Origin of the sequence: Agrobacterium sp. DSM 25558 (assembly GCF_900100825.1) — a bacterium.
Taxonomy (GTDB): Bacteria; Pseudomonadota; Alphaproteobacteria; order Rhizobiales; family Rhizobiaceae; genus Agrobacterium.
The window spans coordinates 47,165-60,416 of the sequence record NZ_FMUD01000031.1 but is presented as its reverse complement, the minus strand read 5'-3'; the positions used below and the strand labels follow the sequence as shown (position 1 = coordinate 60,416).

The following is a 13,252-nucleotide window of genomic DNA, read 5'->3' as shown; positions in this document are numbered from 1 at the left end:
CGGGACTGGCACCATGGACCCGGCAATCGGGCAAATGGAAAGGCAAGAGCTTTATTGGTGGCGGGCGCTCGAAGGTGCGGGCGTGCTGTTCATGGCGGCACTGGTTGCGTCCCGTCACAACCCTCTCCTCAAAGCCTTCCGCGATCGCCTCGTGGCATCCGGCAAGCCCAAGATCGTCGCCATTGTCGCCACCATGCGCAAGCTTCTCACCATCCTCAACGCCATCCTCCGGGAAAATAAACCATGGCAAAACGCTTGACTGCCAAGACAGTCGCTCTGCCCTGCCGGGCATCTCCCCCACAAGGAGGGAGATCGACTCGTAGAGACCTCCCGCCCATCTTGAGGGCTGCGGATAAGGTTGAGAGCATGCGTCTTGCAGATCTCCCTCCTTGTGGGGGAGATGTCCGGCAGGACAGAGGGGGGTATGCCACACCCACCATCACGCACTCATGAATCTCGACGACTTAAACCGACGTATCCGCAGCAATCGCTGCCATAAGCCCAACTTCCTCGGCCCGCTTCTTGACAATCGGCCCGAGTGGAATTTCGGAAAACGGCATGGTCCGCAGTTTCAACTGCGCATCGCACACCTTCTTGCCATCGGAGGTAATCTTCGCCTTGGTCACGGCAAAGCCCGAACCGTCATGCTCCAGATAGGCTTCGATATCCAGCACCGCATTCGGCTCAACGAAAGTGCGCATTTTCGCGCCATCGACGGTCATGAGGAACGGCATGGCTGCAAAATCGGTCATCGCCAGAACCAGCATGCCGGAAACCTGTGCCATAGTCTCGATCAAGAGAACACCAGGAACCAGCGGCATACCGGGAAAATGCCCTTCAAAGACCGGGCTTTTATCCGGCACGACAGAGCGTGCCTTCAAAATGCGAGCGGATCTGTCGATGGACTCGATACGGTCCACCATCTGGAAATATTCTAGAAGCATGTTCCGTCCGTGAAATTGGTTGATGCACAGGGAGACCGTAATACTCCCTCATCCTGTGCTCGACACAGGAATCCAATCGTCGCGCGCCTGCGCGGCGGGAGGAGTCTTTTCAGCCCAAGGACTTGGGCTGGATTCCCGTGACAAGCACAGGAATGAGGGCGGCACATAATGGCCGCCACTCGCTATCGAACAATCAGCCCTTGGCGGCCTTCAATTCGTCAATCTTGGCGCAAAGGTTCTTCAGAACGAAATATTCCTCGGTCGAAACCTTGCCTTCGTTGACTTCCTGGGTCCACTGTTCCAGCGGAATCTTGATGCCGAATTCCTTGTCGATCGCGAAAACGATATCGAGGAAGTCGAGGCTGTCGATGCCCAGATCGTCGATCGTGTGGCTTTCCGGCGTAATGGTTTCGCGGTCGATTTCGCTGGTATCAGCGATAATGTCTGCAACCTTGTCGAATGTAGCTGTCACGCCCATAATCCTTCGTGTGTCTTTAATGTATGAGGCACCACATAGGCAACTTGGGCAAAAAAGCCAATGCTTTCGTGAAGTATCATTGAATTTTCAGCGCAAAGTGTTGCCTAAACAGCAACCGAATGCCGCCGACGCCTCTTAGCCTCCCCCATCGCCACATCACCGCAGGCGATCTGGACGTGCTGCCGACATTACGGAAAATGACTGATCAGCGCATGTGGCTGGTGTAGTTGCCCAGCACGGATGGTGCCTTGGCTTGTACGGGTTGGAAAACCGAAACAGCAACTATCAAACAGATAAAGAGACACTTCATTTTACGCCCCATGGCCTGCGACGTCTTCGGCGTCGCTTGGCTGAGACTCTAGTGCAGAAACTGCCAATACCGGCTTAAAAAACGCGGTAATCGCCTTGTTTCGGGAATGCATAGAAACGCAGCCCCGCAGCTCACACTTTTTTAACCAGCGGAATTATTGCGACGCCGCAGGTATCGCAGTGGGCTTTTGCTGCTCGTAAAGCGCCCGCAGTTCGGCGACCTGACGATTATATTCTTTTTCGGAAATCTGTCCTCTGCGACGGGCGTTGCCCAGCCGTGTCATGGTCTCTTCCATGGTCCCGGCCTCTTCTTTTTCCATCTGCGGCAACGCAGCGGTCATAGGCTTGGCAAAGGTCGGATAGGTTCCTGTGTCACGCTTTTGCGAGACGGGAGATGCATCAACCGGCTGCGGGCCAACCACCTGCGCCTTCGGGCGCTGCATGTAAGCGGGCGCAACGACCGGCTCGGGAGACTTGCATGCGGCAAGCAGCGGTAAAAGCATGCCGCAAACCGCCACGACAGTTGCAGCTCTTACGCTTTGCATATGCTCGCCCATTTCAATGTCCCGTCCATAAGGTATTATCAAATATCATACGCCACATCTGCGGCGTTCGCCCTGCTGGAACTTGTATTCGTTTTCATGCAGGATGTGCAAACCAAAAATGCGCAGGAGAATAATGGATGGCAGGCAGGCAAGGCGGAGTGAAAGACGAGGAGGAGAAGCCTGACGGTTTCGATCCCAAATCAGCCGACGCCTACATTCTGCGTGATCCGCAAGCCTTCGCCATGAACGTCGCCAAGGCGCTGGAAAACCTCGGCAAAGCAGCGTCCGAATGGATCGCCCCGCGAGAGCGCGGCGAAATTCCGCACAACAGCGCAAGCCCGATGAGCGACCTGTTCCAGACCTTGTCGGATGTCGCGGAATACTGGATGGCTGAGCCGAAACGCTCCGTGGAAGCGCAAACACATCTGCTGTCCAGCTATTTCGATATCTGGCAGAAATCGATGGCGCAATATTCCGGCGAGGCTGAAAAGACAGCGGAACAGCCCGAGACAAGGCGCAAGGACAAGCGCTTCGCCGATGCCGACTGGCAAGAAAATCCTTTCTTCGATTTTCTGCAAAAGGTCCATTTCGCCACCGCCGGCTGGGCGGACCGCATGGTTATGGAGGCGGACGGGCTGGACGAAAAGACGCGCCAGAAAGCCCGGTTCTATATGCGCCAGGTGACCGAGGCCATTTCGCCCGCCAACTTCGCCTTTACCAACCCGCAGGTCTTTCGCGAGACGGTGGCAACCAGCGGTGCCAATCTGGTCAAAGGCATGGCGCAGCTTGCCGAAGACATGGCGGCGGGCAATGGCAATATAAAACTGCGCCAGACCGATTACAGCTCATTCGTCATTGGCCAGAACATTGCGGTCACCCCCGGAAAGGTCATTGCCCGCAGCGATCTGTGCGAGATCATTCAATATGCACCTTCTACGGAAAAGGTCTTGAAGCGGCCACTTTTGATCATCCCGCCGTGGATCAACAAGTTCTACATTCTCGATCTCAACGCCCGCAAATCCTTCGTCAAATGGTGTGTCGATCAGGGCCACAGCGTGTTCATGATCTCGTGGATCAACCCCGATGCGCGCCACGCCGAAAAGGGTTGGGAGAACTACACGCGGGAGGGAATCGATTTCGCACTCGATGCCATCGAACAGGCAACCGGCGAAGCCAATGTGAATGCCATCGGTTACTGCATCGGCGGTACGCTGCTGGCCTCCACGCTCGCATTGCACGCGCAGGAGAAAAACCGCCGCATCCGCTCAGCCACGCTTCTTGCCGCGCAGACGGATTTCACCCATGCGGGCGACCTGAAGGTCTTCATAGACGAACCGCAACTGGCGGCACTCGACAGGCATATGAAGGCGGTCGGGTATCTGGATGGCGCGGTCATGGCCAGCGTCTTCAACATGCTGCGCGCATCCGATCTCATCTGGCCCTATGTGGTGGATAATTATCTGCGCGGCGCCCAACCACCGCCCTTCGACCTGCTCTACTGGAACTCGGATTCGACACGGGTTGCCGCCGCTAACCATTCGTTTTATCTGCGCAACTGTTATCTGGAGAACAATCTGTCCGAGGGACGCATGAAAGTCGCCGGGAAGGTCCTGAACCTCAAGGACATCGAAATCCCAGTCTATGACCTCGCTGCCCGCGAGGACCATATCGCCCCGGCAAAATCCGTTTTCACCGGGGCTTCCTGTTTTGGCGGCCCGGTGGAATTCGTGCTCAGCGCGTCCGGTCACATTGCAGGTGTCGTCAATCCGCCCGATATGGAGAAATACCAGTATTGGACGGGATCGTCACCGGATGGTGACTTTGACGAGTGGCAGAAGGCAGCGACGGAGCATAAGGGCTCTTGGTGGCCCCACTGGCAGATGTGGATCAAGGGCATCGACAAGCGCAAGGTCGCCGCTCGCATTCCCGGTGACGGCGCGCTCACTCCGCTTTGCGATGCGCCGGGAACCTACGTGCTTGAATAAGATCGCGGCGAACAGGACACTGCGCCATGCAGTTTGATTCGCCCCTCATCCCCGCCACGCTGATATCCCGCTACAAGCGTTTCCTGTTCGACGCCAAGTTGGAAGACGGCACTGAAGTAACCGGCTCCTGCCCCAACACTGGCTCCATGCGCGGATTGACCACGCCGGGGTCCCGCATCTGGGTTTCGCAGCACGACACCCCTACCCGCAAATATCGCCACATGCTGGAGCTGGTAGAGGCAGATGGAACCGTCGTCGGCATCAATACCGGCATGCCGAACAAGCTGGCGGAAGAAGCGATTCGCACTGGCCGCATCCCATCCTTAGCCGGCTACACGACTATCACACGGGAGCAGAAATACGGTATTAATTCCCGCATCGATTTTCTGCTGTCTGCCCCCGGCAGGCCCAATGCCTATGTCGAGGTCAAGAACGTTCACTTCATGCGGCAAAAGGGTCTGGCGGAATTCCCGGATACCGCCACCAAACGCGGCACGAAACATCTGGAGGAGTTGGGCGATGCGGCGCAATCCGGCTACCGCGCCGTCATGCTCTACCTCATTCAGCGGAGCGATTGTGACCGCTTTCGCATCTGCGCCGATCTCGATCCGGTCTATTTTGCCGCGTTTCAACGCGCCATGACGCGTGGCGTGGAGGCATATGCGATAAAATGCAGTGTCTCATCACGGGAAATCGTCGCAAACGAGATGGTTGCAATAGACGACTGGCACCCTGCTGCTTTATGAACGAAAGCATACAAGGACAGAAAGCGATACTATGGTTACTTACGTCGACGCGGCAACGGCACCCTCGAAAAATACCGGCGTCATTCGCCTTTATAATGCCCAGGACTTCGAGGGCATGCGCAAGGCCAGCCAGCTGACGGCGCGGTGCCTGGATGAGCTGGCCGACATCGTCAAGCCGGGCGTCACGACCAATACCATAGACCGCTTCGTCTTCGAATTCGGCATGGACAACAACGCCCTGCCCGCAACGCTCAATTATCGCGGCTACACCAAGTCGGTCTGCACATCCATCAACCACGTCGTCTGCCACGGCATTCCCGATGACAAGCCGTTGCGCGAAGGTGATATCGTCAACATCGACGTCACCTATCTCTTGGATGGCTGGTATGGTGATTCCAGCCGCATGTATCCCGTGGGGCAGATCAAGCGCGCCTCGGAGCGTCTGCTGGAAGTCACATATGAATGCCTGATGCGCGGCATTGCCGCCGTCAGACCCGGTGCCCGCACCGGTGCCATCGGCGCCGCCATTCAGGCCTATGCCGAAGCGGAGCGCTGTTCTGTCGTCACGGATTTCTGCGGCCACGGCGTCGGCCGGCTGTTTCATGATACGCCGAACATTCTCCACTATGGCAAGGTCACGGACGGCCCGGAAATCCGCGAAGGCATGATCTTCACCATCGAGCCGATGATCAATCTCGGCAAGGCGAATGTGAAGGTTCTCTCGGATGGCTGGACAGCCGTGACGCGTGACCGCTCGCTTTCGGCTCAGTACGAACATGCCGTGGGTGTGACTGCGACAGGGTGCGAAGTCTTCACCCTATCGCCCGGTGGCCTCCACCGCCCCGGCCTGCCACCGCTCTAAACGAGAGACGACACCCGATGGCCAAACGCCCCGCCGACCAAACGACGATGTTCAGCACGAAAGACGGTGCTGACGACAAGATGGACGGCATGGCGGAAACCATGGACGAGCGCGGCTTCTTTGCCGAGCCGATGCAGTCCTCGAAAAAACTGAAGGCACAGCCAACGCCGTCACCAGATGGTGATGTTGCGCACTATCACGGCCATCGCGAGCGACTGCGTGCCAAATTTCGCGATAATGGCGATGCTGCTCTGGCCGATTATGAATTGCTGGAGCTCTTGATGTTCCGCCTCATTCCGCGGCGCGATACCAAGCCCATCGCCAAGGCATTGATTACGCGGTTCGGTACACTGGGCGGTGTGCTTGGTGCGCCAGTTGGCCTACTTCAGGAGGTCAAGGGTGTAGGCGAAACGGTGGCGCTGGACCTCAAGCTCATCGCGTCGGTTTCCCAACGCATGCTGAAAAGCGAAATCCGCAACAAGCAGGTGCTCGGTTCGTGGTCATCGGTCATCGATTATTGCCATGCTGTCATGGCCCATGAAGCCCGCGAACAGTTCCGCATCCTGTTTCTGGACAAGCGCAATGTGTTGATTGCCGATGAGGTTCAGGGACAAGGGACGGTGGACCACACGCCCGTCTATCCGCGTGAAGTGGTGCGCCGCGCGCTGGAACTGTCATCCACCGCCATCATTCTCGTGCATAACCACCCAAGCGGCGACCCTACCCCTTCTCGCGCTGATATCGACATGACCAAGACGATCATTGATACCGCCAAGCCACTCGGCATCGCCGTGCATGATCACATCATCATCGGCAAGGATGGACATGTCAGCTTCAAGGGGTTGAGGCTGATCTAATCCTGTTAAAGTCCTGTATTTTTACAATAAATACGCACTTTAAATGATGTTTCCAAAAACGGCACAACCGTAAATTTTCCCATTAACAAAAAATCAATATCTCTAATTTAGCATTTTCGAAAATAATAAGTTTTCGGATCGGGGGGGTGCCATGATGAATATGGCAGGTATAGTCCGCAATCGTTCCGGCTCGGCGGCAGTTGAGTTCGCCATCGTCGCGCCAGTCTTCATTCTCGTTCTTTTGACCATGATCGCCTATGGCATCTATCTGACTGCGGCCTATGCCGTGCAGCAGGTGGCCGCGGATGCAGCGCGCACGGCGGTGGCGGGTATCAACAAAACCGAGCGGGAAACCCTAGCGAAAAATTTCGTCGACAAAAGCGCGTTGAATTACGCCTTTTTGGACAAGAAACGCGTGAACGTCAGCGTCGGTAGCGACCCCGTGAATGTCAATCAATTCACAGTCACCATTGAATACGACGCGACTGAACTGCCGATCTGGAGCCTCTACAGCTTCGCGCTTCCAGACAAGACCATTCGTCGTTTTTCGACAATCCGGATCGGGGGAATCTGACATGCGCAAAACCGTTTCAGTTCTAAAACGCCTTTACCGTAACCGCTCTGGCAACGTTGCCATCATGGCCGGTATCACCGCCCCACTGATGATGGGTGTCTTGGCGCTAGGTGTCGATTACGGCTCGCTGACGCTGCAAAAGCGGCAGTTGCAACAGACGGCTGATCTTGCTGCCATCTCGGCTGCCTCCGCCACGGATACGGACCGCGCCGTTTTTCAGTATTTTCAGCTCAACAACAAGAATATCGGCGTCAAGACCGCATCCGGCATATTGACCGAGACCGGCACGACGCCATTCGATCCGCTGACGGTATTTTCCAGCCGTGACGGATATGCGGAGATCATCAAAGGGCGTTATGTGCCTGATGCCAACGTGGCGATTGGCCAACGTTTTGTTGAAAATGCCACTCCGACGAATGCGGTAAAGGTCAACATATTCGAAAAAGGCCGCATCTATTTCGCCGGAAGCTTCACGACAGCGCCGACCATCTCTGCCGTCGGAACGGCGGCTGCACAACGTGTTGCCGCCTTCTCCGTCGGCTCACGTGTTGCGAGCCTCAACAGCGGGCTTTTGAACAACTTGCTGAGTGGTCTGCTCGGAACGACGATTACGCTGAACCTCGTGGATTACCAGGCGCTCGTTGCCGCCGATGTCAACGCGCTTACCATCATCGACGCTCTGGCCACAGACCTCAACCTCACGGCCGGCACCTATCGTGACCTTTTGCATACGGAAATTACCTATGGCAAATTCATAACCGCACTCACCAAAGCCACCGGCACCAGACCCGTGGTTACGGCAGCGCTGAAGACGTTGGAAAAGACACTCAACAAGACCACCGTCAAACTTCGGCTGGAACAGGTGCTGGCGCTCGAGCCCATTCTCGACAAGCAGATCGGCAACTCTGAGAACCTCAACGTCCAAGCTGGCGTGTTCGACCTCATCACCGCAGCCGCGACAGCGGCCAACGGCGGCAAGCAGGTTGCGGTGGATGCCGGTGTCACCGTACCGGGACTTGCCTCCACAAAAATCACGCTGGCTATTGGCGAACCACCCGTCGGCACGCCGTCGCTTGCGGTCGGATCGCCCGGCACCATTGTCAGAACCTCACAGACGCGTCTTTCCATCGAAACAAAGGTCGATGGGCTGAAAGCGCTGCTCGGTCTTTCGGTCAACCTGCCACTCTATGTCGAGGTCGCCAATGCGGAAGCGAAGTTGTCCGACATTCGCTGCAACGCCAATGGCACCGGCGCTGTGGATGTGGACGTCGTACCCGGCATCGCCGAAATTTCCCTTGGCAATGTCGACACGACAGCTTTCAACAATTTCGGCAGGGACCCGCGGGTGACCAAGGCTGCAATCGTGGATTCGCTGGTGCTGAAAATCAATGGCATGGCCCATGTCGATGCTGCCAACATGACAAAAACGAAACTGACCTTCCAGCAAACCGACATTACGCAGGCAACGGTCAAAACCGTATCCACCAAGGATATCTCGACCTCCCTCATCAAGTCGCTGCTGAAAAATCTCGACGTCGATATCAACGTACTCTTCCTCACCATCGGCACGCCCACACTTGTTCAGGCTGCGCTGGCAGAAACCCTTTCCGTCGCCACCGCACCAGTCGACAGCCTGCTCTACAACACGCTGATGCTGCTCGGCATCAAGGTTGGCGAAGCGGACGTGCGGGTCACGGATCTCCGCTGCATGAGTCCGGCGCTGGTGCAGTAACGGGAAACAAATAAAAAAGCCGCCGGATCGCTCCGGCGGCTTTTGCTTGTCTCTCAAACCCAATCAGCCGTTGACGACAGCCAAGCGCTTCTCGTCGCGACCGCTCTTCATACGCTCGGATAGCAGGAACGCCAGTTCCAGCGCCTGATCGGCGTTGAGACGCGGGTCGCAATGGGTGTGGTAGCGGTCGGACAGCGAATCCGCCGTCACCGTGCGTGCACCACCGGTGCATTCGGTCACGTCCTTGCCGGTCATCTCGATGTGGATGCCGCCCGGATGTGTGCCTTCGGCGCGGTGGATCTGGAAGAAGCTTTCGACTTCCGACAGAATGCGCTCGAATGGACGCGTCTTGTAATGGTTGAGCGTGATCGTGTTGCCATGCATCGGATCGCAGGACCAGACGACCTTGCGGCCTTCCTTCTGTACGGCCCGAATAAGCTTTGGCAGGCCTTCGGCGACCTTGTCGTGGCCGAAGCGGCATATCAGCGTCAGGCGGCCCGCTTCGTTGGACGGGTTCAGCGCGTCGATCAGTTCGATCAGATTGTCCGGCTGCAAGGATGGGCCACACTTCAAACCGATAGGGTTCTTGATGCCGCGGAAATATTCCACATGGGCGTGGTCCAGCTGGCGGGTACGGTCACCGATCCACAGCATGTGGCCTGACGTTGCGTACCAGTCACCGGACGTCGAGTCGATACGCGTCAACGCTTCTTCATAACCCAGCAGCAATGCTTCATGGCTGGTGAAGAAATCCGTCTCGCGCAGGCTTGGCTGGTTCTCAGCCGTAATACCGATGGCCTTCATGAAGTCCATGGTTTCGGAAATACGGTTGGCCAGCTTGCGGTAACGATCCGCCTGCGGGCTGTCCTTGACGAAACCCAGCATCCACTGATGCACGTTTTCGAGGTTGGCATAGCCACCCATGGCGAAGGCGCGCAGAAGGTTCAGCGTCGCAGCCGACTGACGGTAAGCGTCAAGCTGACGTTCCGGGTTCGGAACGCGCGAGGTTTCGTTGAACTCGATGCCGTTGATGATATCACCACGGTAGGATGGCAGACTGACACCATCCAATGTTTCGATATTGGACGAACGCGGCTTGGCGAACTGGCCGGCGATGCGGCCAACCTTGACGACAGGAAGCTGCGCACCATAGGTCAGAACAACGGCCATTTGCAGGAACGCACGGAAGAAGTCGCGGATGTTATCTGCGCCATGTTCCAGAAAGCTTTCCGCGCAATCGCCACCCTGCAACAAAAATGCTTCACCATCGGCAACGCTGGCAAGCTGCTTTTTCAAGCGACGTGCTTCACCGGCAAACACCAGCGGTGGATAGGTTGCAAGCGTTGCTTCCGTTGCAGCAACTGCAGTCGCATTCGGGTATTCCGGAACCTGCTGGATTGGCTTGTGCCTCCAGCTGCTCGGTGTCCAATTCTGTGCCATTGTGTTCTCGCTTGTGACGCCGCTTTAGACCAGAGGCAGCAACTCTCCCTGTTAATCGCGCGCTTATAAACACTTTCACACCCGCTTGCAAAGGCGAAGTTCGCCAGCACCTACCTCACCCGAAACGGCATCAGGGCGGGGAAATTTCTCCCCACCACTCATCCACCTCGAAAACCACAAGGCGGCGCGCTCCAGCCGTGTCGATGGCCAATTCTCAAGAGGATCTGCAAGCTTTGCATTACCCTTTACCGCCTGTATATGCCGCATACGTTCCATTACGAACATCGTTTCCGGTAGCATAGTGGCCTCCCTGTTTTGATATCAAAGAGGTATGGCCAGATGTACGCACGTCATAGACGCACCACTGAAACGGGTATTTCAGTCTTGCACGGTGCACCGGCTGCTGCCTTTGCGTATAATGTCCGTCATCAGCGAGGATGGTTGTCATGAAAGACGTGAATTGGGACGATCTCAAGCTCTTCCATATCGTGGCCTCGCAGGGTGGCCTGGCCGGTGCCGCGAGCTCGACCGGCATCAGCGCGCCGACAATCGGGCGCAGGATGTTGCTTCTCGAGCGGTCGATGGGCCGGACGCTTTTTACACGGAGTCCACAAGGCTACCGGCTCGCGCCAGATGGTGTCACCTTGTTCGAGCGTGTGGTATCCATGCAGAAGATGGCATTGGATATCAGCCAATGGCATGGCGACGCTTTTTCACTGCCCATCGTCTCCGTGGCGAGCAATATCTGGCTGATGGGTTTCGTGGCGGATAACGCCGCCGCCTTGCGTGGCCCACAAGACGCGTTTCGTTTGTGTTGCAAACGCATCGGTGACGATGAGGACCTGACGTTTCGCCGCGGTATGGTGGCGATTTTCGACACGGCACCCAAAAACGGAAATTTCGCCGTCCGCAAATCGGTGACGATGACGTATCATGCGTACCGCGCTGCCCACCTTCCCGTCCGCAATGACATGCCGTGGATATCAATCGGGACCGAAGTGGCCGTGTCAGATGCGGAAAAATGGGTGTTCCGCAATCACGAGGCCGTGATCCACACCTGGACCAATGCGCCGGAATTGCTGCCGAAGCTGATTGCCAGCGGCGCTGGAATCGGCATCTTGCCGTCATTTCTGGGAGACGCGATGCCAGGTCTAGTCCGCGATGGAGAGACAATCGAAGAATTGTCTCTCCCGCTATGGCTCACCGTCAACGACGATGACCGTCACGCTCCGGAAATGAGGCTTCTGATAGACCGCCTCGCTGCGCTGTTGAAGCGCAACGAGGCTCTTTTTGGTGGCACGTCAGACGTCCGGGAAGACCGAAGCGATAGCTCGGTTATACCCTTTCACCGTTCTTGATCCGGTAACTCGGCGTATACATCGTCACCACCTCTTCTGATGCCGTTGGATGCACCGCCATGGTGGCATCGAAGTCGTCCTTGGTGCAGCCAGCTTTTAGCGTGATGCCCAGAAGCTGCGCCATCTCGCCAGCATCATGCCCCAGAATATGCGCACCGACGACCTTGCGGTCTGCGGCATTGACGATGAGCTTCATGGTCGTCTTTTCCGTACGGCCGGAAAGCGTAGCCTTCATGGGGCGGAACTGCGCGCGGTAGACCTCTATCTCCTCGAATTTAGCAGCTGCCTCTTCCTCGGAAATACCGACCGTGCCGATTTCCGGCTGAGAGAACACCGCCGTCGCAATCAGATGGTGATCCGGCTTCGTTGGGTTGTTCTTGAACTCGGTTTCGATGAAGCACATCGCTTCGTGGATGGCGACTGGCGTTAATTGCACCCTGTCGGTGACATCGCCCAGCGCGAAGATGCTTGGCACGTTGGTGCGCGAGTAATCGTCGACGATGATAGCACCCTTCTCATTGACGGCAACGCCAGCATTTTCAAGGCCAAGACCTTGCGTGTTCGGATCGCGCCCCAGTGCCAGCATCACCAAGCCGACATTGAGGGAATGGCCCTGCTTGGTGCGCGCAACGAAACCGTCGGCTCCGTCCTTGCTGACCTCCTGAATAACGTCTTCGAGAAGAATGCGGATACCCTTGGCAGCCATTGCCTCATGCAGGCCTTCACGCATGTCTCTGTCGAAGCGCGACAGGATTTCCTTGCCGCGATAGATCAGTGTGGTTTCGACACCCAGACCGTGGAAAATATTGGCAAACTCCACCGCAATGTAACCGCCGCCCGCAATCAGTATCGATTTCGGCAGCTCATCCAGATGGAAAGCCTCGTTGGACGAAATCGTCAACTCGTAGCCGGGCAAGGAGACATGCGGATTTGGTGTGCCGCCAACGGCAATCACGATACGCTCTGCCGTAACAGTCTGCCCGGTTTTCGTAAGCTTGACGGTGTGAGCATCCACCAGTTCGGCGCGGCTATCGAAGATGTCGGCCTTGGCGTTTTCAAGACCCTTGCGATAGAGGCCTTCCAGACGCTCGATTTCCTTGTCCTTGGCGGCAATCAGCTTCTTCCAGTCGAATGTGCTTTTGCCGACCGTCCAGCCATAGCCCGCAGCGTCTTCGAAATGTTCGGGATATTGTGAAGCGTAAACAAACAGCTTCTTAGGCACGCAGCCTCTTATGACGCAGGTTCCGCCATAGCGGTATTCTTCTGCAATACCGACGCGTTTGCCGAGCGAAGCTGCCACACGGGCGCTACGAACGCCGCCGGAGCCGCCTCCGATAACGAAAAGGTCATAGTCATAAGTTGTCATGGATCAGCCTCTGATGGTGTCGCACTCATATAGGTGCTGCGCCGCATAAATGAAAA

Annotated in this window: 13 protein-coding genes and 1 pseudogene; 8 read left to right on the top strand and 6 right to left on the bottom strand. The window is 56.6% G+C overall.

Going from position 1 to position 13,252, the window contains the following annotated elements:
- Positions 1-259, top strand: a pseudogene (locus DSM25558_RS21655) (transposase); the annotation flags it as partial.
- Between the two features lie 205 nt (positions 260-464).
- Here DSM25558_RS21655 and DSM25558_RS21650 read toward each other — a convergent pair.
- The 3 genes from DSM25558_RS21650 to DSM25558_RS21640 all read right to left on the bottom strand — a co-directional run bounded on the left by DSM25558_RS21650 (position 465) and on the right by DSM25558_RS21640 (position 2,276).
- Positions 465-944, bottom strand: coding sequence for a 3-hydroxyacyl-ACP dehydratase FabZ family protein (locus tag DSM25558_RS21650; RefSeq protein ID WP_077106749.1), 480 nt, complete (start codon positions 942-944; stop codon positions 465-467).
- Positions 945-1,137: 193 nt separating this feature from the next.
- Positions 1,138-1,422, bottom strand: a complete 285-nt coding sequence (locus DSM25558_RS21645; RefSeq protein ID WP_103088466.1) for an acyl carrier protein — start codon at positions 1,420-1,422, stop codon at positions 1,138-1,140.
- Between the two features lie 464 nt (positions 1,423-1,886).
- Positions 1,887-2,276, bottom strand: a complete 390-nt coding sequence (locus DSM25558_RS21640) for a hypothetical protein (protein WP_244554274.1) — start codon at positions 2,274-2,276, stop codon at positions 1,887-1,889.
- A 137-nt stretch (positions 2,277-2,413) separates the two neighbouring features.
- Here DSM25558_RS21640 and DSM25558_RS21635 point away from each other — a divergent pair, with 137 nt between their 5' ends.
- The 6 genes from DSM25558_RS21635 to DSM25558_RS21610 all read left to right on the top strand — a co-directional run bounded on the left by DSM25558_RS21635 (position 2,414) and on the right by DSM25558_RS21610 (position 9,032).
- Positions 2,414-4,261, top strand: a complete 1,848-nt coding sequence (locus tag DSM25558_RS21635; RefSeq protein ID WP_077106747.1) for a PHA/PHB synthase family protein — start codon at positions 2,414-2,416, stop codon at positions 4,259-4,261.
- 26 nt (positions 4,262-4,287) lie between these two features.
- Positions 4,288-5,007 (top strand): DNA/RNA nuclease SfsA, encoded by a 720-nt coding sequence (gene sfsA / locus DSM25558_RS21630; RefSeq protein WP_077106746.1) that lies wholly within the window; start codon positions 4,288-4,290, stop codon positions 5,005-5,007.
- A gap of 31 nt (positions 5,008-5,038) precedes the next feature.
- On the top strand, positions 5,039-5,869 hold the full coding sequence (gene map / locus DSM25558_RS21625) for a type I methionyl aminopeptidase (RefSeq protein ID WP_077106745.1): 831 nt from the start codon (positions 5,039-5,041) through the stop codon (positions 5,867-5,869).
- Between the two features lie 17 nt (positions 5,870-5,886).
- A complete protein-coding gene (gene radC / locus DSM25558_RS21620) occupies positions 5,887-6,726 on the top strand; it encodes a RadC family protein (RefSeq protein WP_077106744.1) in 840 nt (279 codons plus the stop codon).
- 151 nt (positions 6,727-6,877) lie between these two features.
- On the top strand, positions 6,878-7,300 hold the full coding sequence (locus DSM25558_RS21615; protein WP_077106743.1) for a TadE family protein: 423 nt from the start codon (positions 6,878-6,880) through the stop codon (positions 7,298-7,300).
- A gap of 1 nt (position 7,301) precedes the next feature.
- Positions 7,302-9,032, top strand: coding sequence for a pilus assembly protein TadG-related protein (locus DSM25558_RS21610; protein ID WP_077106742.1), 1,731 nt, complete (start codon positions 7,302-7,304; stop codon positions 9,030-9,032).
- A gap of 63 nt (positions 9,033-9,095) precedes the next feature.
- On the opposite strand, the gene DSM25558_RS21605 is transcribed toward DSM25558_RS21610, so the two are convergent.
- Both DSM25558_RS21605 and DSM25558_RS21600 read right to left on the bottom strand, forming a co-directional pair.
- On the bottom strand, positions 9,096-10,472 hold the full coding sequence (locus DSM25558_RS21605) for a class II 3-deoxy-7-phosphoheptulonate synthase (RefSeq protein ID WP_077106741.1): 1,377 nt from the start codon (positions 10,470-10,472) through the stop codon (positions 9,096-9,098).
- Positions 10,473-10,547: 75 nt separating this feature from the next.
- Complete coding sequence (locus tag DSM25558_RS21600; protein WP_077106740.1) at positions 10,548-10,772, bottom strand: hypothetical protein; 225 nt, start codon at positions 10,770-10,772, stop codon at positions 10,548-10,550.
- 146 nt (positions 10,773-10,918) lie between these two features.
- Between DSM25558_RS21600 and DSM25558_RS21595 the strand changes: the two genes are divergently transcribed.
- On the top strand, positions 10,919-11,830 hold the full coding sequence (locus tag DSM25558_RS21595; RefSeq protein WP_077106739.1) for a LysR family transcriptional regulator: 912 nt from the start codon (positions 10,919-10,921) through the stop codon (positions 11,828-11,830).
- Here the strand turns inward: DSM25558_RS21595 and gor are convergent.
- Positions 11,808-13,196, bottom strand: a complete 1,389-nt coding sequence (gene gor, locus DSM25558_RS21590; protein WP_077106738.1) for a glutathione-disulfide reductase — start codon at positions 13,194-13,196, stop codon at positions 11,808-11,810. The two genes, DSM25558_RS21595 and gor, sit on opposite strands and share 23 nt — an antisense overlap.
- Positions 13,197-13,252 lie beyond the last annotated feature (56 nt).